Origin of the sequence: Sphingobium fluviale (assembly GCF_004122115.1) — a bacterium.
In the GTDB taxonomy this organism is placed as follows: Bacteria; Pseudomonadota; Alphaproteobacteria; order Sphingomonadales; family Sphingomonadaceae; genus Sphingobium; species Sphingobium fluviale.
Window position 1 is genome coordinate 180,313 of the sequence record NZ_SBKP01000004.1, and the last position, 16,886, is coordinate 197,198.

The window sequence follows — 16,886 nt, forward strand, 5'->3', positions numbered from 1 at the left end:
ACACACTATGTCACGTCGTCGTCGCCCCGAAAAGCGCATCATCCTGCCCGATCCCAAGTATAAGGATCAGGTGCTTTCCAAGTTCATGAACAGCGTGATGCTGGACGGCAAGAAGGCCGTTGCGGAGCAGATCGTCTATGGCGCGCTGGAGTCTGTCGAGGCCAAGGCCAAGAAAGACCCGATCCAGATGTTCCATGACGCACTGAACAACGTCAAGCCGGGCATCGAGGTCCGCAGCCGCCGTGTCGGTGGCGCCACCTATCAGGTTCCTGTCGAGGTGCGCCCTGAGCGCGCCCAGGCGCTCGCCATCCGCTGGCTGATCACCGCCGCGCGCGGCCGCAGCGAAACCACAATGGCCGCCCGTCTTTCGGGTGAGCTGATGGATGCCGCCAACAACCGTGGCAACGCGGTCAAAAAGCGCGAAGATACCCACCGCATGGCAGAGGCGAACCGCGCCTTCTCGCACTATCGCTGGTAAATTGTCCGGGCGGCCGGGGCAGCATGCTCCGGCCTCCTTTTGCATATAACCCAACCCGCCGCACCCGGCACACGGAGTAAGCATCATGGCCCGCAGCCATCCGCTCAGCATGTATCGCAACATCGGTATCATGGCGCATATCGACGCCGGCAAGACCACGACCACCGAGCGCATCCTTTATTACACCGGCAAGTCCTACAAGATCGGCGAAGTGCATGACGGCGCGGCGACGATGGACTGGATGGAGCAGGAGCAGGAGCGCGGGATCACGATCACGTCGGCGGCGACGACCTGCTTCTGGCAGGACCACCGCATCAACATCATCGACACCCCCGGTCACGTGGACTTCACGATCGAGGTTGAGCGTTCCCTGCGCGTGCTTGACGGCGCGGTCGCCTGTTTCGATGGCGTTGCGGGCGTTGAGCCGCAGTCCGAGACTGTGTGGCGCCAGGCCGACAAATATGGCGTGCCGCGCATGTGCTTCATCAACAAGCTCGACCGCACCGGCGCGAATTTCGAATATTGTGTGCAGTCGATCATCGACCGCCTGGGCGCCACGCCTGCGGTGCTCTATCTCCCCATCGGCATCGAGAGCGACCTCAAGGGTCTGGTCGATCTGGTCTATAACCGCGCGATCATCTGGAAGGACGAGTCGCTGGGCGCCGAGTTCTTCTATGAGGACATTCCGGCAGACCTCGTCGACAAGGCGGCGGAATATCGCGAGAAGCTGATCGAGCTGGCCGTCGAGCAGGATGACGCCGCGATGGAGGCCTATCTCGAAGGCACAGAGCCGGATGTCGATACGCTCAAGAAGCTGATCCGCAAGGGTACGCTGAACCAGAGCTTCGTGCCGGTGTGCTGCGGCTCTGCGTTCAAGAACAAGGGCGTTCAGCCGCTGCTCGACGCCGTGGTGGACTATCTGCCTTCGCCGCTCGACATCGAGGACGTGCAGGGCGTGAAGATGGACAGCGACGAGGCGGACAGCCGCCCGCCGGCAGACGACGCGCCGTTCTCGGCTCTGGCGTTCAAGGTGATGAACGATCCGTTCGTCGGCTCGCTCACCTTCATCCGCATCTATTCGGGCACGCTGACCAAGGGCACCTACCTCAACTCCGTCAAGGACAAGAAGGAGAAGGTCGGGCGCATGCTGGAAATGCACGCCAACGAGCGCAAGGACGTGGACGAGGCCTTCGCGGGCGACATCATCGCGCTGGCCGGCATGAAGGAAACGACCACGGGCGACACGCTCTGCGCCGAGAAGGCGCCGATCATTCTGGAGCGCATGGAGTTCCCTGAGCCGGTGATCGAGCTGTCGGTGGAGCCGAAGACCAAGGCCGACCAGGAGAAGATGGGCGTCGCGCTCAACCGCCTCTCGGCCGAAGACCCGTCCTTCCGCGTTTCGACCGATCACGAGAGCGGACAGACCATCATCAAGGGCATGGGCGAACTTCACCTCGACATCATCGTCGACCGGATGCGCCGCGAGTTCAAGGTCGAGGCCAATGTCGGCGCGCCGCAGGTGGCCTATCGCGAATATCTCGCGAAGCCGGTGGACATCGATTACACCCACAAGAAGCAGTCCGGCGGTTCGGGCCAGTTCGCGCGGATCAAGTTCAAGCTGACGCCGGGCGAGCGCGGATCTGGCATCGTGTTCGTCGATTCGATCAAGGGCGGCAATATTCCCAAGGAATATATCCCTTCGGTCGAGAAGGGCATGCGCGAGACCGCCGAATCCGGTTCGCTGATCGGCTTCCCGATCATCGACTTCGCGATCGAGCTGTATGACGGCGCCTATCACGACGTCGACTCGTCTGCTCTGGCATTCGAAATCGCGGGCCGTGCGGGCATGCGCGAGGCGGCGCAGAAATCCGGCATCAAGCTGCTGGAGCCGATCATGAAGGTCGAGGTCGTATCCCCTGAGGAATATCTGGGCGACGTCATCGGCGACATGAACAGCCGCCGTGGCCAAATTCAGGGCACGGACACGCGCGGCAACGCGCAGGTGGTGGAGGCCATGGTGCCGCTCGCCAACATGTTCGGCTATGTGAACCAGCTCCGCAGCTTCACGCAGGGCCGGGCGAACTATTCGATGTTCTTCTCGCACTATGACGAAGTGCCGCAGAATGTCGCCGACGAAGTGAAAGCTAAGATGGCCTGATTTCTGCAGCCAACTGGCGGGGGAAAATTCCCCGCCAAAAGCTGCAATACGGGCTGGCATTATCGTAATTTGCTGCTATGAGCGCCACTTCGCGAGGCGCCTCCAGGCAGTCGAAGCAGATTTGGACAAGAAGAGGTAGGAAATGGCTAAGGCTAAATTTGAGCGGACCAAGCCGCACTGCAACATCGGCACCATCGGTCACGTTGACCATGGCAAGACCTCGCTGACCGCAGCGATCACCAAGGTGCTCGCCGAGACCGGCGGCGCGACCTTCACCAGCTATGACAACATCGACAAGGCGCCCGAAGAGCGCGAGCGCGGCATCACCATCTCGACCGCGCACGTCGAGTATGAGACCGAAGCGCGCCACTATGCGCACGTCGATTGCCCTGGTCACGCCGACTATGTGAAGAACATGATCACCGGCGCGGCGCAGATGGACGGCGCGATCCTCGTCGTTTCCGCGACCGACGGCCCGATGCCGCAGACCCGCGAGCACATCCTGCTCGCCAAGCAGGTCGGCGTTCCCCAGCTCGTCGTGTTCATGAACAAGGTTGACCTTGTTGATGACGCCGAAATTCTGGAGCTGGTTGAACTGGAAATCCGCGAGCTGCTGTCTTCCTATGATTTTGACGGCGACAATATTCCGATCATCGCCGGTTCGGCTGTTGCCGCCCTTCAGGACAAGACCCCTGAAATCGGCCACGACGCGATCCTGAAGCTGATGCAGGCCGTTGACACCTGGATCCCGCAGCCGGAGCGCCCGGTTGACAAGCCGTTCCTGATGCCGATCGAGGACGTGTTCTCGATCTCTGGCCGCGGTACGGTTGTGACCGGCCGTGTCGAGACTGGCATCGTCAAGGTGGGCGAGGAAGTCGAGATCGTCGGCATCAAGGACACCAAGAAGACCGTCGTCACAGGCGTTGAAATGTTCCGCAAGCTGCTCGACGAGGGCCGTGCGGGCGACAACATCGGCGCGCTGATCCGTGGCGTGGGCCGTGAAGAGGTTGAGCGCGGCCAGGTGCTGTGCAAGCCCGGCTCGATCACTCCGCACACCGAGTTTGACGCCGAAGTCTATGTGCTGTCGAAGGAAGAAGGCGGCCGTCACACGCCGTTCTTCGCGAACTATCGTCCGCAGTTCTACTTCCGCACCACCGACGTCACCGGCGAGGTTATCCTCCCCGCCGGCACCGAGATGGTGATGCCCGGCGACAATGTGAAGCTCGGCGTGAAGCTGATCGCCCCGATCGCGATGGATGCGGGTCTCCGCTTCGCAATTCGTGAAGGCGGCCGCACCGTCGGCGCAGGGGTTGTCGGAACGATCTCTAAGTAATATAGGCACCGGACCGCGCGGGTCGTCTGATTCGCGCGGTCTGATTTTTTCTGGCTCTTTCGCATCGGTAAGTTGGACATGGAAACGCAGAATATCCGTATTCGCCTCAAGGCATTCGACCATCGTGTGCTCGATCAGGCGACCGGCGACATCGCCGACACGGCGCGCCGCACGGGCGCCCTTATTCGCGGTCCCATTCCGCTGCCGACGCGCATCGAAAAGTTCACGGTCAACCGTGGGCCGCACGTTGACAAGAAGAGCCGCGAGCAGTTCGAGGTTCGCACTTACAAGCGCATGCTTGACATTGTGCAGCCGACGCCGCAGACGGTCGACGCGCTGATGAAGCTCGATCTGGCTGCCGGCGTGAACGTCGAGATCAAACTGGCCTGATGGCCGCGCGCGAGGCGCTCCTCGGAGTGGCCTCGCATTGATATTGGGATACCGCCGGATTTATCCGGGCTGCGTCCCCCGTCGCTTTCCTCTTGAGGAAGGCATCCAGCCCGGACGGGGACCACGCATATTTTTGGGTTGGCCGCTTGCGGATGTCCGCCAAGCGGTTTTTTCGTTGGATACGCCCGCTGGCGCGCTTTTTGGTGCAAACGCGGGCCTCTATTGGAGGACAAGATCATGCGCACTGGCGTGATCGCGAAGAAAGTCGGGATGACCCGCCTCTTCAACGAGGACGGACGGCACGTGCCGGTTACCGTTCTTGCTCTGGAGGGCAACCAGGTCATTTCGCGCCGCGAGATTGATAGGGACGGCTATGTGGCTGTCCAGTTGGGTGCAGGCGTTGCCAAGGCGAAGAATGTCGCCAAGCCGCAGCGTGAGCAGTTTGCCAAGGCTGAAGTGGAACTGAAGGCGCAGATCGCCGAGTTCCGCGTCGCCGAAGATGCGCTGCTCGATGTCGGCGCGGAAATCGCCGCCGATCATTTCATCGCGGGCCAGCTCGTCGATGTGACCGGCCACACGCAGGGCAAGGGCTTTGCCGGTGCGATGAAGCGCTGGGGCTTCGGAGGCATGCGCGCCACTCACGGTGTGTCCATCTCTCACCGTGCGCACGGTTCGACGGGTAATCGTCAGGATCCGGGCCGCGTGTTCAAGAACAAGAAAATGGCGGGCCACATGGGTGATCGCCAGCGCACGCAGCAGAACCTCGAAATCGTCCGCACGGATGTCGAGCGCGGTCTGCTGTTCGTGAAGGGCAGCGTTCCCGGCTCGAAGGGCACGTGGCTGCTGGTCAAGGATGCGGTCAAGGTGCCGCGCCCGGCCGAAGTGCCCTATCCCGCCAGCTTGCGCCAAGCTGCGAATTCCAACGAGGCCGCTCCGGCTGCTGCTGACACGCCCGCCGAGGATGTCGCCGCTGTGGAAGCGACCGAAGGCCAGGAGGGCTAAGCCATGAAGGTAGACGTCAAAACCCTGGACGCCGCCAAGGCCGGTGATGTCGAGCTGAACGATGCCGTATTCGGCCTCGAACCGCGCGCGGACATTCTGCACCGCGTCGTGACCTGGCAGCTCGAAAAGCGCCGTGGCACCGCCCGTGGCGCGCGTGAGCGCTCTGATGTGGCGCGCACCGGCAAGAAGTTCGGTCGCCAGAAGGGCGGCGGTGTGGCACGTCACGGCGATCGCCGCGCCCCGATCTTCATCGGCGGCGGCAAGGCCCACGGCCCCCGCGTTCGGGATTTCAACCCGTCGCTCAACAAGAAGATCCGCGCGCTTGGCCTCAAGATGGCGCTGTCATCCAAGATCAAGACCGGCACGCTGTTCGTGATCGACAATTTGGATGTTGCCGAGGGCAAGACCAAGGTTCTTGCCGGTCAGCTTGAGAAGCTGGGCTTCGGACGCGCGCTGTTCATTGATGGCGATGCCATCAACGTCAGCTTCGCCAAGGCATCGTCCAACCTCGTGGGCATCAACGTGCTGCCCGCCGTTGGCGCCAATGTGTATGACATTCTGCGTGCGGATACGCTGGTTTTGACCCGCGCCGCCGTGGAAAAGCTGGAGGCTCGTTTCAATGGCTAAGACCACAGCCCCCGCCGCGACCCTGCGTCATTACGACGTCGTGCTCGCCCCGCACATCACCGAGAAGGCGACGCTGCTTTCCGAGAACAACGCAGTGGTCTTCAAAGTGGCGAAGGATGCGTCCAAGCCGGAGATCAAGGCCGCTGTCGAGGCGCTCTTTGGTGTGAAGGTCAAGGGCGTCAACACCCTCGTCCAGAAGGGCAAGACCAAGCGCTGGAAGGGCAAGCCCTACACGCGCAGCGACTTCAAGAAGGCGATCGTCACGCTGGCCGAAGGCCAGTCGATTGACGTGACCAGCACGATCTGAGCTGAGGACGGACAATGGCACTCAAGCATTACAATCCGACCAGCCCGGCCCAGCGCGGCCTGATCCTGGTCGACAAGTCTCACCTGCACAAGGGCAAGCCCGTCAAGGCGCTGACCGAAGGCAAGCGCAAGACCGGCGGCCGCAACAACAAGGGCCATGTGACCTCGCGCGGTATCGCCGGCGGCCACAAGCAGCGCTATCGCATCATCGATTTCAAGCGCCGCAAGTGGGACATGGAAGGCACGGTCGAGCGTCTGGAATATGACCCCAACCGTACCGCCTTCATCGCGCTCGTTTCCTACGCGGACGGCGAACAGGCCTATATCCTCGCGCCGCAGCGCCTCGCCGCTGGCGACAAGGTGATCGCCGCGAAGAAGACCGACGTGAAGCCGGGCAACGCGATGGAACTGGGCCAGATGCCGGTCGGCACCATCATCCACAATGTGGAGATGAAGCCCGGCAAGGGCGGCCAGCTCGCCCGTTCGGCAGGCACCTATGCACAGCTCGTCGGCCGTGATCGCGGCATGGTGATGGTGCGTCTGAACTCTGGCGAACAGCGCTATATCCGCTCTGACTGCATGGGCACGGTGGGCGCGGTTTCGAACCCCGATAACGCCAACACTAATCTGGCGAAGGCCGGCCGCAACCGCTGGCTGGGCAAGCGCCCGCTGACACGCGGCGTCGCCAAGAACCCGGTCGATCACCCGCATGGCGGTGGTGAAGGCCGGACCTCCGGCGGTCGCCATCCGGTGACGCCGTGGGGCAAGCCGACCAAGGGTGCGCGCACCCGCCACAACAAGGCGACCGACAAGTTCATCATCCGGTCGCGTCACGCGAAGAAGAAGAGGTAAGCGATGGCTCGTTCCGTCTGGAAGGGTCCGTTTGTGGACCTGCATCTGCTGAAAAAGGCAGAGTCTGCTCAGGATGCGGGTGGCAAGGGTGGCCCGATCAAGACCTGGTCGCGTCGCTCGACCATCCTGCCGCAGTTCGTTGGGCTGACGTTCAACGTCTACAACGGCAAGAAGCATATCCCTGTCTCGGTCAACGAAGACATGGTGGGCCACAAGCTGGGCGAGTTCGCGCCGACGCGCACCTTCCCCGGCCACGCCGCTGACAAGAAGGGCAAGCGCTGATGGGCAAGGCAAAATCTCCCCGCCGCGTGGGCGACAACGAGGCGCTGGCCGTCGGCACGTCGATCCGTGGTTCGGCGCAGAAGCTGAACCTCGTCGCGACGCTGATCCGCGGCCGCAAGGTTGAGGAAGCGATGAACATCCTCGCTTTCTCCAAGCGCGCGATGGCGGTTGATGTGCGCAAGGTGCTGGCCTCGGCCATCGCCAACGCCGAGAACAACCACAATCTTGACGTGGACAGCCTGGTCGTTGCCGAGGCATCGGTCGGCAAAGGCATCGTCATGAAGCGTTTCCACACCCGCGGTCGCGGCAAATCGACCCGCATCCTAAAGCCCTTCAGCCGGGTTCGGATCGTGGTGCGCGAACAGAACGAAGCGGAGGCTTAAAGCTATGGGTCACAAGAGCAATCCGATCGGTCTGCGTCTTCAGATCAACCGCACATGGGACAGCCGCTGGTTCGCCGAGCGTGGCGACTATGGCCGTCTCCTCATGGAGGATCTCAAGATCCGCCAATATGTGATGAAGAACCTGCCGCAGGCGGCGATCTCCAAGGTCGTGATCGAGCGCCCGGCCAAGCTGTGCCGCGTATCGATCTATGCCGCCCGCCCCGGTGTCATCATCGGCAAGAAGGGTGCGGACATCGAAAAGCTGCGCCGCAAGCTGGGTGAGTTCACCTCCTCCGACGTCAGCCTCAACATCGTCGAGATCCGCAAGCCGGAGATCGATTCGAAGCTGGTGGCGCAGGGTGTGGCCGATCAGCTTGAGCGCCGCATCGCGTTCCGCCGCGCCATGAAGCGCGCGGTGCAGTCTGCGCTGCGTCTGGGTGCCGAGGGCATCAAGATCACCTGCGGCGGCCGTCTGGGCGGCGCGGAAATCGCGCGGACCGAGTGGTATCGCGAGGGTCGCGTTCCGCTGCACACGCTGCGCGGCAACGTCGATTATGCCGAGGCCACTGCCCACACCGCTTATGGCGTGTGCGGCATCAAGGTCTGGATCTTCAAGGGCGAGATTCTCGGCCACGACCCGATGGCGACCGACCGGCTGATGATGGAGGCTCAAACCTCCGGCGTCCGTCCGGCGCATTGATTTTTAAGAAGGTAGTATAGCGTCATGCTGCAACCGAAGAAAATGAAGTTCCGCAAGGCCTTCAAGGGCCGGATCAAGGGCGATGCCAAAGGCGGCAGCGACCTGAACTTCGGCGCTTATGGCCTGAAGGCCATGGAGCCGGAGCGGATCACCGCCCGCCAGATCGAGGCGGCCCGCCGCGCGATCACGCGCCACATCCGCCGTCAGGGCCGCTTGTGGATCCGCGTGTTCCCCGACGTGCCGGTGTCGAAGAAGCCCGCCGAAGTCCGCCAGGGCAAGGGCAAGGGCTCCGTTGAATATTGGGCGGCGCGCGTAAAGCCGGGCCGCATCCTGTTCGAGCTGGACGGCGTTCCCGGCCCACTCGCGGCGGAAGCCTTTTCGCGCGCAGCGATGAAGCTGCCGATCAAGACCAAGGTTGTGGCTCGCCTGGGCGACACCTCGCATCTGGGAGCTGGAGCATGAGCAAGATCGCTGACCTGCGCACCAAAACCGACGATGAACTGAACGGCGAGCTGGTGAACCTGAAGAAGGAGCAGTTCAACCTGCGCTTTCAGGCGGCAACCAACCAGCTTGAGAAGCCGGCACGGGTGCGCGAAGTGCGCCGCGCCATCGCCAAGATCAAAACTCTCCAGACCGAGCGTACGCGCTCGGCTGCGCAGTAAGGAAGGAACCAGACGATGCCGAAGCGCGTGCTGACGGGAACGGTGGTTTCCGACAAGGGTGACAAGACGGTAGTGGTCCGCGTAGAGCGCAAGGTGAAGCACCCGCTCTATGGCAAGATCATCCGCCGCTCGAAGAAGTATCATGCTCATGACGAGGCCAATGCCTATCATGAGGGTGAGACCGTCCGCATTGAGGAGACGGCGCCGATCAGCAAGCTCAAGACCTGGAAGGTCATCGAGCGGGTGGATACGCACAAGTCCCCGGAAGTGGCGGCTTAAAGACGCTTAATTGAGGAACCACCGGAAGCTTCCGGCAGGCCAGACAAGAAGGAACCGGATCCATGATCCAGATGCAATCCAATCTAGACGTCGCGGATAACAGCGGCGCGAAGCGTGTCCAGTGCATCAAGGTGCTGGGCGGCTCCAAGCGGCGCACCGCGGGCGTGGGCGACATCATCGTCGTCTCGATCAAGGAAGCGCAGCCGAAGGGCAAGGTGAAGAAGGGCGACGTGCATCGCGCCGTCATCGTGCGCACCCGCAAGGATGTGCGCCGCGCCGACGGCAGCGTGATCCGCTTTGACGGCAACGCCGCCGTGCTGGTCAACAAGAACCAGGAGCCGATCGGCACCCGCATCTTTGGCCCCGTGGTGCGCGAGCTGCGCGCGACCGGCCACATGAAGATCATCTCGCTGGCTCCGGAGGTGCTGTAATGAGCGCGGCCAAGATCAAGAAGGGCGACACCGTTGTTGTGCTCGCCGGCAAGGACAAGGGCCGTTCCGGCGCTGTTCTTCAGGTCTTCCCCAAGGAAGACAAGGTGCTGGTTGACGGCATCAACGTGCATGCGCGCCACCGCAAGGCGGATCAGATGAACCCGCAGGGCGGCATCGATCGCAAGCCCGCGCCGCTGCACATTTCCAACGTCGCCGTTGCGGGCAAGGATGGCAAGGCCACCCGCGTCCGCTTCGAGGTGCGCGATGGCAAGAAGGTCCGCGTGGCCGTGAAGTCCGGGGAGGTCATCTGATGGCTGACAAATACACACCGCGCATGAAGGCGATCTATGACGAGCAGATCGTCGCGGCGATGACCGAGAAGTTCGGTTACAAGAACCGCATGCAGGTTCCGGTGATCGAGAAGATCACGCTCAACATGGGCGTGGGCGAAGCGACGCAGGACAAGAAGAAGGTCACGTCCGCCGCCGAGGAAATGGAGCTGATCGCGGGTCAGAAGCCGGTCATCACCAAGGCCAAGAAGTCCATCGCCCAGTTCAAGCTGCGCGAAGGCATGCCGATCGGTGCGAAGGTCACGCTGCGCCGCGAGCGCATGTATGAGTTCCTCGACCGCATGATCACGATCGCGATGCCCCGCATCCGCGACTTCCGTGGCCTGAACCCGAAGAGCTTCGACGGGCGCGGCAACTATGCTTTCGGGATCAAGGAACAGATCATCTTCCCCGAAATCAACTATGACCGCATCGAGAAGGTGCGCGGCATGGACATCATCATCACGACCACCGCGACAACGGACGACGAGGCGCGCGAGCTGCTGCGCCTGTTCGGTTTCCCGTTCCCGGTCGAAGAGGAAAAGCAGGCCGCGTGAGCGTGTCTGGCTGCAAGGTAGGAAAGAGAGCTTAAGTCGATGGCGAAACTGAGTTCCATTAACAAGAACGAGCGGCGCAAGAAGCTGGTGAAGAAATATGCCGGCAAATATGCAAAGCTGAAGGCGATCGCGGCGGATACCTCGCTCGATGACACCGACCGCCTGATGGCGCGGTTGAAGATGGCGGAGCTGCCGCGCAACGGCAACCCCACGCGCATCCGCAACCGGTGCGAGCTGACCGGCCGCCCGCGCGCTTATTATCGCAAGTTCCGGCTCTGCCGTATTCAGCTGCGCGATCTGGCCAACAAGGGCCTGATCCCCGGCGTCACCAAGTCGAGCTGGTAAGGATATCATCTTATGGCATTGACCGATCCTCTGGGTGATATGCTCACCCGCATCCGTAACGGCCAGTCGGCCCGCAAGGACAGCGTGACCACGCCGGCTTCCAAGCTGCGCGCCCGCGTTCTCGATGTGCTTCAGCGCGAAGGCTATATCCGTGGTTACACCGAGGAAGCCCTCGGCAAGCACCCCGGCCTGCGCATCGAGCTGAAATATTTCGAGGGCCAGCCCGCGATCAAGCATGTCGCCCGCGTCTCGAAGCCGGGCCGCCGTGTCTATTCGGGCAGCAAGGAGCTGCCGATTGTGCGCAACGGCCTCGGCATCACTATCGTATCCACGCCCAAGGGCGTTCTGTCTGACGCGGAAGCGCGGGATCAGAATGTCGGCGGCGAAGTGCTGGCGGAGGTGTTCTGATGAGCCGCACTGGCAAAAAACCCGTGGCGATCCCCTCTGGCGTCACCGCCAGCATCGAGGGCGGCGTCGTGTCGATGAAGGGGCCGAAGGGCACCCTTACGATCGCGATGGCTGACGAAGTCACCTACGCGCTGGAAGACGGCAAGCTGACCGTCGCTCCCGCCAACGCCACCAAGCGCGCCCGCTCCTTCTGGGGCATGCAGCGCACGCTGATCCAGAACCTCGTCACCGGCGTGACCGAGGGCTATACCAAGGTTCTGGAAATCACCGGCGTCGGCTATCGCGCCAACGCGCAGGGCAAGACGCTGAAGCTGCAGCTCGGCTACAGCCATGACGTCGATTTCGCGGTGCCGGAAGGCATCGAGATCAAGACCCCGGATAACACCACGGTCGAGATCTCAGGCATCGACAAGCAGCAGGTGGGCCAGGTGGCCGCCGAAATCCGCCGCTGGCGCAAGCCAGAGCCTTACAAGGGCAAGGGCATCAAATATCGCGGCGAGTTTATCTTCCGCAAAGAAGGCAAGAAGAAGTAAGCTATGGCGAAACTCTCTCTCTTCGAGCGGCGTCGTCGCCGCGTTCGCACCACCCTCAAGGCGCGTTCGGGCACCCGTCCGCGCCTGTCCATCCACCGTTCGGGCAAGCATATCTATGCCCAGGTCATTGACGACGCGCAGGGCCACACCCTCGCCGCCGCCTCGACGCTGGACAAGGATGTGCGCGGCAAGGTCGGCTCCAACGCCGCGGCCGCTGCCGATGTCGGCAAGCGCGTGGCCGAGGCCGCGACCAAGGCGGGCGTCACCCAGGTGGTGTTCGACCGTGGTGGTTTTCTCTTTCATGGCCGCGTGAAGGCGCTGGCCGATGCGGCTCGCGAAGCCGGGCTGGAGTTCTGATATGGCTGATGAAAACGACATTCAGGCGCAGGCCGGTGCTCCGGCTGCGGTAGAGGGCGAAGCTCCGACCGAAGGCCGTGGCGCACGCCGTGGCCGTGGCGGCGGCGATCGTAACCGGGGCGGTGGTGACCGTGGTGGCCGTGGCCGCCGCGATGACCGCCGTGGCGGCAACCGCGACGAGGAACAGGGCGAGGAGCTGGTTGAAAAGCTGGTTCACATCAACCGCGTGTCCAAGACCGTGAAGGGCGGCAAGCGCTTCGGCTTTGCGGCACTCGTGGTTGTGGGCGATGGCAAGGGCCGGGTCGGCTTCGGCCATGGCAAGGCGCGCGAGGTGCCTGAGGCGATCAGCAAGGCGACCGCAGCGGCCAAGAAGAAAATGGTCCGGGTTCCGCTGAAGGAAGGCCGCACGCTGCATCATGATGGCCGTGGCGTCTTCGGCGCAGGCAATGTCACGCTGCGCTCGGCTCCGGCAGGAACCGGCATCATCGCCGGTGGCCCGATGCGCGCCGTGTTCGAGAGCCTGGGCGTGGCGGACGTCGTCACCAAGTCGGTCGGCACATCCAACCCCTATAACATGATCCGCGCCACCTTCGAGGCGCTGACCGATCAGTCCAGCCCCAAGGCCGTGGCCCAGCGCCGTGGCAAGAAGGTTGCGGATCTGCTGCGTCGTGGCGGTGCCTCTGCCGAGGTCGCCCAGATCGACGCCGAAGCGATTGCGGAGTAAGCGATATGGCAAAGATCAAGCTGAAGCAGATCGGATCGCCGATCCGCCGCCCCGAAGCCCAGAAGAAGATCCTGATCGGTCTGGGCCTCGGCAAGATGCACCGTGAGGTGGAGCTGGAAGATACGCCCGAAGTACGCGGCGCGATCAGGAAGCTGCCGCATATGGTGCAGGTGATCGACTGAGCCGGCGTACTCCTGCGAAAGCAGGAGTCCAGAGTTCCAGATGCCGCGTTCTGCGGCTCTGGGTTCCTGCTTTCGCAGGAACACAATGACAGCGCGAACATAGCGAAAGCGAGTGCACAGACATGAAACTGAACGAACTCTCTGATAATGTAGGCGCCCGCAAGGGCCGCATGCGCGTGGGCCGTGGGATCGGCTCCGGCAAGGGCAAGACCGCAGGGCGCGGCCAGAAGGGCGCCAAGGCGCGCTCTGGCGTCGCGATCAATGGCTTTGAGGGTGGCCAGATGCCGCTCCACATGCGGATCCCGAAGCGCGGCTTCAACAACATCTTCGCCAAGGATTACGCGATCGTGAACCTCGGCGCGATCCAGAAGGCCGTCGACGCGGGCAAGATCGCCGCTGGCGCTGCGCTCGATCATGATGCGCTGAAGGCCGCTGGCCTGGCGCGCGGTGGCAAGGATGGCGTCCGCCTGCTCGGCAAGGGCGATCTCTCCGCGAAGCTGACCTTCACTGTCGCCGGTGCGTCGAAGGGCGCGATCGAGGCGGTTGAGAAGGCTGGTGGCTCGGTCTCTGTAATCGAGGTGGTAAGCGCCGCCGACAAGGCCGCCGCGAAGAAGGGAACTGTCCGCGCAGCGAAAATCGCAGCACGGAAGTAAGACCCGTTCGCACCAGAGTTCGAAGCCCCGCTTGCCCGCACTGGGAAGGCGGGGTTTCGCTTTTTGAGGCACCGCAGTGCGGTAATGTCCTTGCATAGGGGCGGGTGCGTCGCCAAGTCCCGCTCGTGATCGAAAGCGGTATCAGGTTAATGGTTCACACCCGCCACAATAGCCGCTAAGGGACGATTTCGCCTTCCCGCAGGCGTCAGTTTTTGAAGGTTTGAGAGCAAGCATGGCAACCACGGCCGATAAAATGGCAGCGAACATCAACTTCGCCAAATTCGCACAGGCGACCGAGCTGAAGAAGCGCCTGTGGTTTACCATCGGCGCGCTGATCGTGTTCCGGTTCCTCAGCCATGTGCCGCTGCCGGGCGTGGACCCGACCGTGCTCAAGACGCTCTATGCCCAGACGCAGGGCGGCGTGCTCGATATCTTCAACACCTTCTCCGGCGGCGCGCTGGAGCGCATGAGCCTGATCGCGCTCGGCATCATGCCCTATATCACCGCGTCGATCGTGGTGCAGCTTGCCGCCTCGCTCCACCCCACGCTCGCCGCGATCAAGAAGGAAGGCGAGAGCGGACGCAAGCGCCTCAACCAGTATACGCGCTATGGCACCGTAGGCCTCACCGCTGTGCAGGGCTATTTCATCGCCGTGGGGCTGGAAAGCTTTGGCGCGGCGCAGGGCATGCAGGCGGTGGTGGAGCCGGGCACATTGTTCCGCATCACCGCCGTAGTCTCGCTGATCGGCGGCACGATGTTCCTGATGTGGCTGGGCGAGCAGATCACCTCGCGCGGGATCGGCAACGGCACCTCGCTCATCATCATGGCGGGCATCGTGGCGCAGTTGCCAGTGACGCTGGCGAACCTGTTCCAGTCTGGCCGTGAAGGCTCGATCTCTGGCCTGCTGATCCTTGGTATCATCATTGTGGGCCTCGGCCTCATCGCGCTCATCTGCTTCATGGAGCGGGCGCAGCGCCGGGTGCTGATCCAGTACCCCAAGCGCCAGACGCGCCAGGGCATCATGCAGGCGGACCGCAGCCACCTGCCCCTGAAGGTCAACACGGCGGGCGTAATCCCGCCGATCTTCGCCAGCTCGCTGTTGCTGATGCCGCTCACCGTCTCGAAGTTCGCGGGGGATCAGGTGGCGGGAGAAAGCGCATGGGGCGATTTCGTGCTGGCGCTCAACCAGTATCTCAGCCACGGCAGCCTTGTTTACATGCTGCTCTATGGCTTCGGCATCGTTTTCTTCTGCTTTTTCTATACGGCCCTTGTGTTCAACCCGGAGGAGACGGCGGAGAACCTCAAGAAGAATGGCGGGTTCATTCCGGGCATCCGGCCGGGCAAGAACACTGAAAACTACCTCGATTATGTGCTGACGCGCATCACCGTGATCGGCGCGGCCTATCTCGCCTTCATCTGCCTGGTGCCGGAATATGCTATCAGCCAGGCGGGCATACCCTTCTACCTTGGTGGAACTAGCCTGCTCATCGTCGTCAATGTAACGGTGGATACGGTGACGCAGATTCAGAGCCATCTGCTGGCGCATCAATATGGCGACCTTATCAAGAAGGCGCGCCTCAAGGGACGTATGCGCTAACCCGCTGCACCGGGTAGCGCCATAACAGGGGACGGACATGAACATCATTTTACTTGGCCCTCCAGGTGCAGGCAAAGGCACGCAGGCGAGCCGCCTCGTGGAAAGCAGGGGCATGGTGCAGCTCTCGACCGGAGATATGCTGCGCGCTGCGGTGAAGGCGGGCACCCCTGTGGGCTTGCAGGCCAAGGCCGTGATGGAATCAGGCGGGCTGGTGTCTGACGAGATCGTCTCCGGCATCATCGGCGAAGCATTGGATGCGCTCTCTCCCGAAACCGGCGTGATCTTTGATGGCTATCCGCGCACGGAGGCGCAGGCCCATTCGCTGGACGAGATATTGTCGGCACGCGGCCGCAGCCTCGCGCATGTGATCGAGCTGGAGGTTGACGAGGACGCGCTGGTCGAGCGCATTACCGGCCGCTTCACCTGCGCCAATTGCGGCGAGGGCTATCACGACACATTCAAGCAGCCCGCCAAAGAGGGCGTGTGCGACAAGTGCGGCAGCACCGAGTTCAAGCGCCGCGCCGACGACAATGAGGAAACCGTGCGCACGCGCATGGCCGAGTATCGCGCCAAGACCGCGCCGATTCTGCCGATTTATGAAGCACGCGGCATCGTCTCGCGTGTCGACGGCATGGCCGACATGGACGATGTGACGGTGGCGATCGGCGCAATCCTCGGCTGATGCGGGCCGGGCGACCCCTTCCGTTGCTCGGCAGGGATGATCGAGCTTAATCACAGGGCACGGGCGCTGGCGCTGCTGTTGGCGGCGCTGGCGGGGTTTGTCGACGCGATCGGCTTCATCCAGATCGGCGGATTTTTTGTCTCGTTCATGAGTGGCAACAGCACCCGCCTCGCCGTGGGCCTGATGCATGACGCGACAGACTGGATGCGGGCGGCGGGGCTGATCTCCGCATTCTTCCTCGGCGTGATTGCGGGCTCGTTGACGGGCAGGCTCGCGCGCAGGCGGCACAGGGCGGTGCTGGGGCTGGTGGCGCTGCTGCTGACGCTGGGTGCCGCGACGGGAGGCGCAGGCTGGGCCATGCCCTCCGCGCTGCTGCTCGCGCTGGCCATGGGCGCGGAGAACGCCACATTCGAACGCGATGGCGAGGTGCGCGTGGCGCTTACCTATATGACGGGTAAGCGGATTTTATCCCCCACATTTTACTAATAGAATCAGCTGCTAAGTTACGCCGTTCATTTGGGGAGGTGTAATTAGCGATGGACGAGGAAGCTGCATTCGAAAGTGGATGCGAAGTTAGCGATGCTGTTCGGCCTGAGCCGATGGACGTCGTTCCGGAATCGGTGACGCGGCGGCGCT

The 16,886-nt window shown here is 62.7% G+C and carries 27 protein-coding genes; all 27 read left to right on the forward strand.

The genetic code is table 11. From position 1 onward, the window contains the following. Positions 1–7 precede the first annotated feature (7 nt). The 27 genes from rpsG to EQG66_RS06555 all read left to right on the forward strand — a co-directional run bounded on the left by rpsG (position 8) and on the right by EQG66_RS06555 (position 16,736). The gene (gene rpsG / locus EQG66_RS06425) at positions 8–478 is read left to right on the forward strand and encodes a 30S ribosomal protein S7 (RefSeq protein WP_129403761.1); all 471 of its coding nucleotides are present in this window, start codon (positions 8–10) and stop codon (positions 476–478) included. 85 nt (positions 479–563) lie between these two features. Continuing rightward, positions 564–2,636, forward strand: coding sequence for an elongation factor G (fusA, locus tag EQG66_RS06430; RefSeq protein ID WP_129403762.1), 2,073 nt, complete (start codon positions 564–566; stop codon positions 2,634–2,636). A gap of 142 nt (positions 2,637–2,778) precedes the next feature. Further along, a complete protein-coding gene (tuf, locus tag EQG66_RS06435) occupies positions 2,779–3,969 on the forward strand; it encodes an elongation factor Tu (RefSeq protein ID WP_129403763.1) in 1,191 nt (396 codons plus the stop codon). 78 nt (positions 3,970–4,047) lie between these two features. Further along, positions 4,048–4,359: a 30S ribosomal protein S10 gene (gene rpsJ, locus EQG66_RS06440; RefSeq protein WP_129403764.1), complete on the forward strand. Its 312-nt coding sequence runs from the start codon at positions 4,048–4,050 to the stop codon at positions 4,357–4,359. 237 nt (positions 4,360–4,596) lie between these two features. After that, the gene (gene rplC / locus EQG66_RS06445) at positions 4,597–5,361 is read left to right on the forward strand and encodes a 50S ribosomal protein L3 (protein WP_129403765.1); all 765 of its coding nucleotides are present in this window, start codon (positions 4,597–4,599) and stop codon (positions 5,359–5,361) included. Positions 5,362–5,364: 3 nt separating this feature from the next. After that, entirely contained in the window at positions 5,365–5,988 is a 624-nt protein-coding gene (gene rplD, locus EQG66_RS06450) for a 50S ribosomal protein L4 (RefSeq protein WP_129403766.1), read from the forward strand. Beyond that, positions 5,981–6,295 (forward strand): 50S ribosomal protein L23, encoded by a 315-nt coding sequence (locus tag EQG66_RS06455; protein ID WP_129403767.1) that lies wholly within the window; start codon positions 5,981–5,983, stop codon positions 6,293–6,295. Before rplD ends, EQG66_RS06455 begins: the two co-directional genes overlap by 8 nt. A 14-nt stretch (positions 6,296–6,309) precedes the next feature. Continuing rightward, on the forward strand, positions 6,310–7,146 hold the full coding sequence (gene rplB, locus EQG66_RS06460; RefSeq protein WP_129403768.1) for a 50S ribosomal protein L2: 837 nt from the start codon (positions 6,310–6,312) through the stop codon (positions 7,144–7,146). Positions 7,147–7,149: 3 nt separating this feature from the next. Beyond that, complete coding sequence (gene rpsS, locus EQG66_RS06465; RefSeq protein WP_129403769.1) at positions 7,150–7,428, forward strand: 30S ribosomal protein S19; 279 nt, start codon at positions 7,150–7,152, stop codon at positions 7,426–7,428. Beyond that, positions 7,428–7,811, forward strand: a complete 384-nt coding sequence (gene rplV, locus EQG66_RS06470) for a 50S ribosomal protein L22 (RefSeq protein ID WP_129403770.1) — start codon at positions 7,428–7,430, stop codon at positions 7,809–7,811. The genes rpsS and rplV overlap by 1 nt, the downstream gene beginning before the upstream one ends. Before the next feature lie 4 nt (positions 7,812–7,815). Continuing rightward, the gene (gene rpsC / locus EQG66_RS06475; RefSeq protein WP_129403771.1) at positions 7,816–8,511 is read left to right on the forward strand and encodes a 30S ribosomal protein S3; all 696 of its coding nucleotides are present in this window, start codon (positions 7,816–7,818) and stop codon (positions 8,509–8,511) included. A 24-nt stretch (positions 8,512–8,535) separates the two neighbouring features. Next, a complete protein-coding gene (rplP, locus tag EQG66_RS06480) occupies positions 8,536–8,973 on the forward strand; it encodes a 50S ribosomal protein L16 (protein WP_129403772.1) in 438 nt (145 codons plus the stop codon). Next, positions 8,970–9,173, forward strand: coding sequence for a 50S ribosomal protein L29 (gene rpmC / locus EQG66_RS06485; protein WP_129403773.1), 204 nt, complete (start codon positions 8,970–8,972; stop codon positions 9,171–9,173). The genes rplP and rpmC overlap by 4 nt, the downstream gene beginning before the upstream one ends. Before the next feature lie 15 nt (positions 9,174–9,188). Next, positions 9,189–9,452 (forward strand): 30S ribosomal protein S17, encoded by a 264-nt coding sequence (gene rpsQ, locus EQG66_RS06490; protein WP_129403774.1) that lies wholly within the window; start codon positions 9,189–9,191, stop codon positions 9,450–9,452. A gap of 62 nt (positions 9,453–9,514) precedes the next feature. Continuing rightward, on the forward strand, positions 9,515–9,883 hold the full coding sequence (gene rplN, locus EQG66_RS06495; protein WP_129403775.1) for a 50S ribosomal protein L14: 369 nt from the start codon (positions 9,515–9,517) through the stop codon (positions 9,881–9,883). Next, positions 9,883–10,194 (forward strand): 50S ribosomal protein L24, encoded by a 312-nt coding sequence (gene rplX, locus EQG66_RS06500; RefSeq protein WP_129403776.1) that lies wholly within the window; start codon positions 9,883–9,885, stop codon positions 10,192–10,194. The genes rplN and rplX overlap by 1 nt, the downstream gene beginning before the upstream one ends. Beyond that, on the forward strand, positions 10,194–10,769 hold the full coding sequence (rplE, locus tag EQG66_RS06505) for a 50S ribosomal protein L5 (RefSeq protein WP_129403777.1): 576 nt from the start codon (positions 10,194–10,196) through the stop codon (positions 10,767–10,769). Before rplX ends, rplE begins: the two co-directional genes overlap by 1 nt. Before the next feature lie 39 nt (positions 10,770–10,808). Then, positions 10,809–11,114, forward strand: a complete 306-nt coding sequence (gene rpsN, locus EQG66_RS06510) for a 30S ribosomal protein S14 (RefSeq protein WP_129403778.1) — start codon at positions 10,809–10,811, stop codon at positions 11,112–11,114. A 12-nt stretch (positions 11,115–11,126) separates the two neighbouring features. Then, positions 11,127–11,522, forward strand: a complete 396-nt coding sequence (gene rpsH, locus EQG66_RS06515; RefSeq protein ID WP_129403779.1) for a 30S ribosomal protein S8 — start codon at positions 11,127–11,129, stop codon at positions 11,520–11,522. Continuing rightward, positions 11,522–12,055: a 50S ribosomal protein L6 gene (gene rplF / locus EQG66_RS06520; protein WP_129403780.1), complete on the forward strand. Its 534-nt coding sequence runs from the start codon at positions 11,522–11,524 to the stop codon at positions 12,053–12,055. Before rpsH ends, rplF begins: the two co-directional genes overlap by 1 nt. A gap of 3 nt (positions 12,056–12,058) precedes the next feature. Continuing rightward, positions 12,059–12,412: a 50S ribosomal protein L18 gene (gene rplR, locus EQG66_RS06525; protein ID WP_129403781.1), complete on the forward strand. Its 354-nt coding sequence runs from the start codon at positions 12,059–12,061 to the stop codon at positions 12,410–12,412. 1 nt (position 12,413) lies between these two features. Further along, positions 12,414–13,136 (forward strand): 30S ribosomal protein S5, encoded by a 723-nt coding sequence (gene rpsE, locus EQG66_RS06530; protein WP_129403782.1) that lies wholly within the window; start codon positions 12,414–12,416, stop codon positions 13,134–13,136. A 5-nt stretch (positions 13,137–13,141) separates the two neighbouring features. After that, positions 13,142–13,318 carry a 50S ribosomal protein L30 gene (rpmD, locus tag EQG66_RS06535; RefSeq protein ID WP_129403783.1) on the forward strand — a complete coding sequence of 59 codons (177 nt, stop codon included), beginning with the start codon at positions 13,142–13,144 and terminating at the stop codon, positions 13,316–13,318. Between the two features lie 122 nt (positions 13,319–13,440). Next, positions 13,441–13,971, forward strand: a complete 531-nt coding sequence (gene rplO / locus EQG66_RS06540) for a 50S ribosomal protein L15 (protein ID WP_129403784.1) — start codon at positions 13,441–13,443, stop codon at positions 13,969–13,971. Between the two features lie 232 nt (positions 13,972–14,203). Then, positions 14,204–15,568: a preprotein translocase subunit SecY gene (gene secY, locus EQG66_RS06545; RefSeq protein WP_129403785.1), complete on the forward strand. Its 1,365-nt coding sequence runs from the start codon at positions 14,204–14,206 to the stop codon at positions 15,566–15,568. Positions 15,569–15,605: 37 nt separating this feature from the next. Continuing rightward, positions 15,606–16,250, forward strand: a complete 645-nt coding sequence (locus EQG66_RS06550; RefSeq protein ID WP_129403786.1) for an adenylate kinase — start codon at positions 15,606–15,608, stop codon at positions 16,248–16,250. 36 nt (positions 16,251–16,286) lie between these two features. Then, complete coding sequence (locus EQG66_RS06555; protein ID WP_129403787.1) at positions 16,287–16,736, forward strand: DUF1275 family protein; 450 nt, start codon at positions 16,287–16,289, stop codon at positions 16,734–16,736. Positions 16,737–16,886 lie beyond the last annotated feature (150 nt).

Coding starts and splice junctions, on each gene's coding strand:
- rpmC (WP_129403773.1), top strand. CDS start 8,970: ATGAGCAAGATCGCTGACCTGCGCACCAAAACCGACGATGAACTGAAC.
- rpmD (WP_129403783.1), top strand. CDS start 13,142: ATGGCAAAGATCAAGCTGAAGCAGATCGGATCGCCGATCCGCCGCCCC.
- rplE (WP_129403777.1), top strand. CDS start 10,194: ATGGCTGACAAATACACACCGCGCATGAAGGCGATCTATGACGAGCAG.
- rpsS (WP_129403769.1), top strand. CDS start 7,150: ATGGCTCGTTCCGTCTGGAAGGGTCCGTTTGTGGACCTGCATCTGCTG.
- rplC (WP_129403765.1), top strand. CDS start 4,597: ATGCGCACTGGCGTGATCGCGAAGAAAGTCGGGATGACCCGCCTCTTC.
- rpsQ (WP_129403774.1), top strand. CDS start 9,189: ATGCCGAAGCGCGTGCTGACGGGAACGGTGGTTTCCGACAAGGGTGAC.
- rpsJ (WP_129403764.1), top strand. CDS start 4,048: ATGGAAACGCAGAATATCCGTATTCGCCTCAAGGCATTCGACCATCGT.
- rplF (WP_129403780.1), top strand. CDS start 11,522: ATGAGCCGCACTGGCAAAAAACCCGTGGCGATCCCCTCTGGCGTCACC.
- rplX (WP_129403776.1), top strand. CDS start 9,883: ATGAGCGCGGCCAAGATCAAGAAGGGCGACACCGTTGTTGTGCTCGCC.
- EQG66_RS06555 (WP_129403787.1), top strand. CDS start 16,287: ATGATCGAGCTTAATCACAGGGCACGGGCGCTGGCGCTGCTGTTGGCG.
- rpsE (WP_129403782.1), top strand. CDS start 12,414: ATGGCTGATGAAAACGACATTCAGGCGCAGGCCGGTGCTCCGGCTGCG.
- rplV (WP_129403770.1), top strand. CDS start 7,428: ATGGGCAAGGCAAAATCTCCCCGCCGCGTGGGCGACAACGAGGCGCTG.
- rplB (WP_129403768.1), top strand. CDS start 6,310: ATGGCACTCAAGCATTACAATCCGACCAGCCCGGCCCAGCGCGGCCTG.
- fusA (WP_129403762.1), top strand. CDS start 564: ATGGCCCGCAGCCATCCGCTCAGCATGTATCGCAACATCGGTATCATG.
- rplP (WP_129403772.1), top strand. CDS start 8,536: ATGCTGCAACCGAAGAAAATGAAGTTCCGCAAGGCCTTCAAGGGCCGG.
- tuf (WP_129403763.1), top strand. CDS start 2,779: ATGGCTAAGGCTAAATTTGAGCGGACCAAGCCGCACTGCAACATCGGC.
- rpsN (WP_129403778.1), top strand. CDS start 10,809: ATGGCGAAACTGAGTTCCATTAACAAGAACGAGCGGCGCAAGAAGCTG.
- rpsC (WP_129403771.1), top strand. CDS start 7,816: ATGGGTCACAAGAGCAATCCGATCGGTCTGCGTCTTCAGATCAACCGC.
- rpsG (WP_129403761.1), top strand. CDS start 8: ATGTCACGTCGTCGTCGCCCCGAAAAGCGCATCATCCTGCCCGATCCC.
- secY (WP_129403785.1), top strand. CDS start 14,204: ATGGCAACCACGGCCGATAAAATGGCAGCGAACATCAACTTCGCCAAA.
- rpsH (WP_129403779.1), top strand. CDS start 11,127: ATGGCATTGACCGATCCTCTGGGTGATATGCTCACCCGCATCCGTAAC.
- rplD (WP_129403766.1), top strand. CDS start 5,365: ATGAAGGTAGACGTCAAAACCCTGGACGCCGCCAAGGCCGGTGATGTC.
- EQG66_RS06455 (WP_129403767.1), top strand. CDS start 5,981: ATGGCTAAGACCACAGCCCCCGCCGCGACCCTGCGTCATTACGACGTC.
- EQG66_RS06550 (WP_129403786.1), top strand. CDS start 15,606: ATGAACATCATTTTACTTGGCCCTCCAGGTGCAGGCAAAGGCACGCAG.
- rplN (WP_129403775.1), top strand. CDS start 9,515: ATGATCCAGATGCAATCCAATCTAGACGTCGCGGATAACAGCGGCGCG.
- rplO (WP_129403784.1), top strand. CDS start 13,441: ATGAAACTGAACGAACTCTCTGATAATGTAGGCGCCCGCAAGGGCCGC.
- rplR (WP_129403781.1), top strand. CDS start 12,059: ATGGCGAAACTCTCTCTCTTCGAGCGGCGTCGTCGCCGCGTTCGCACC.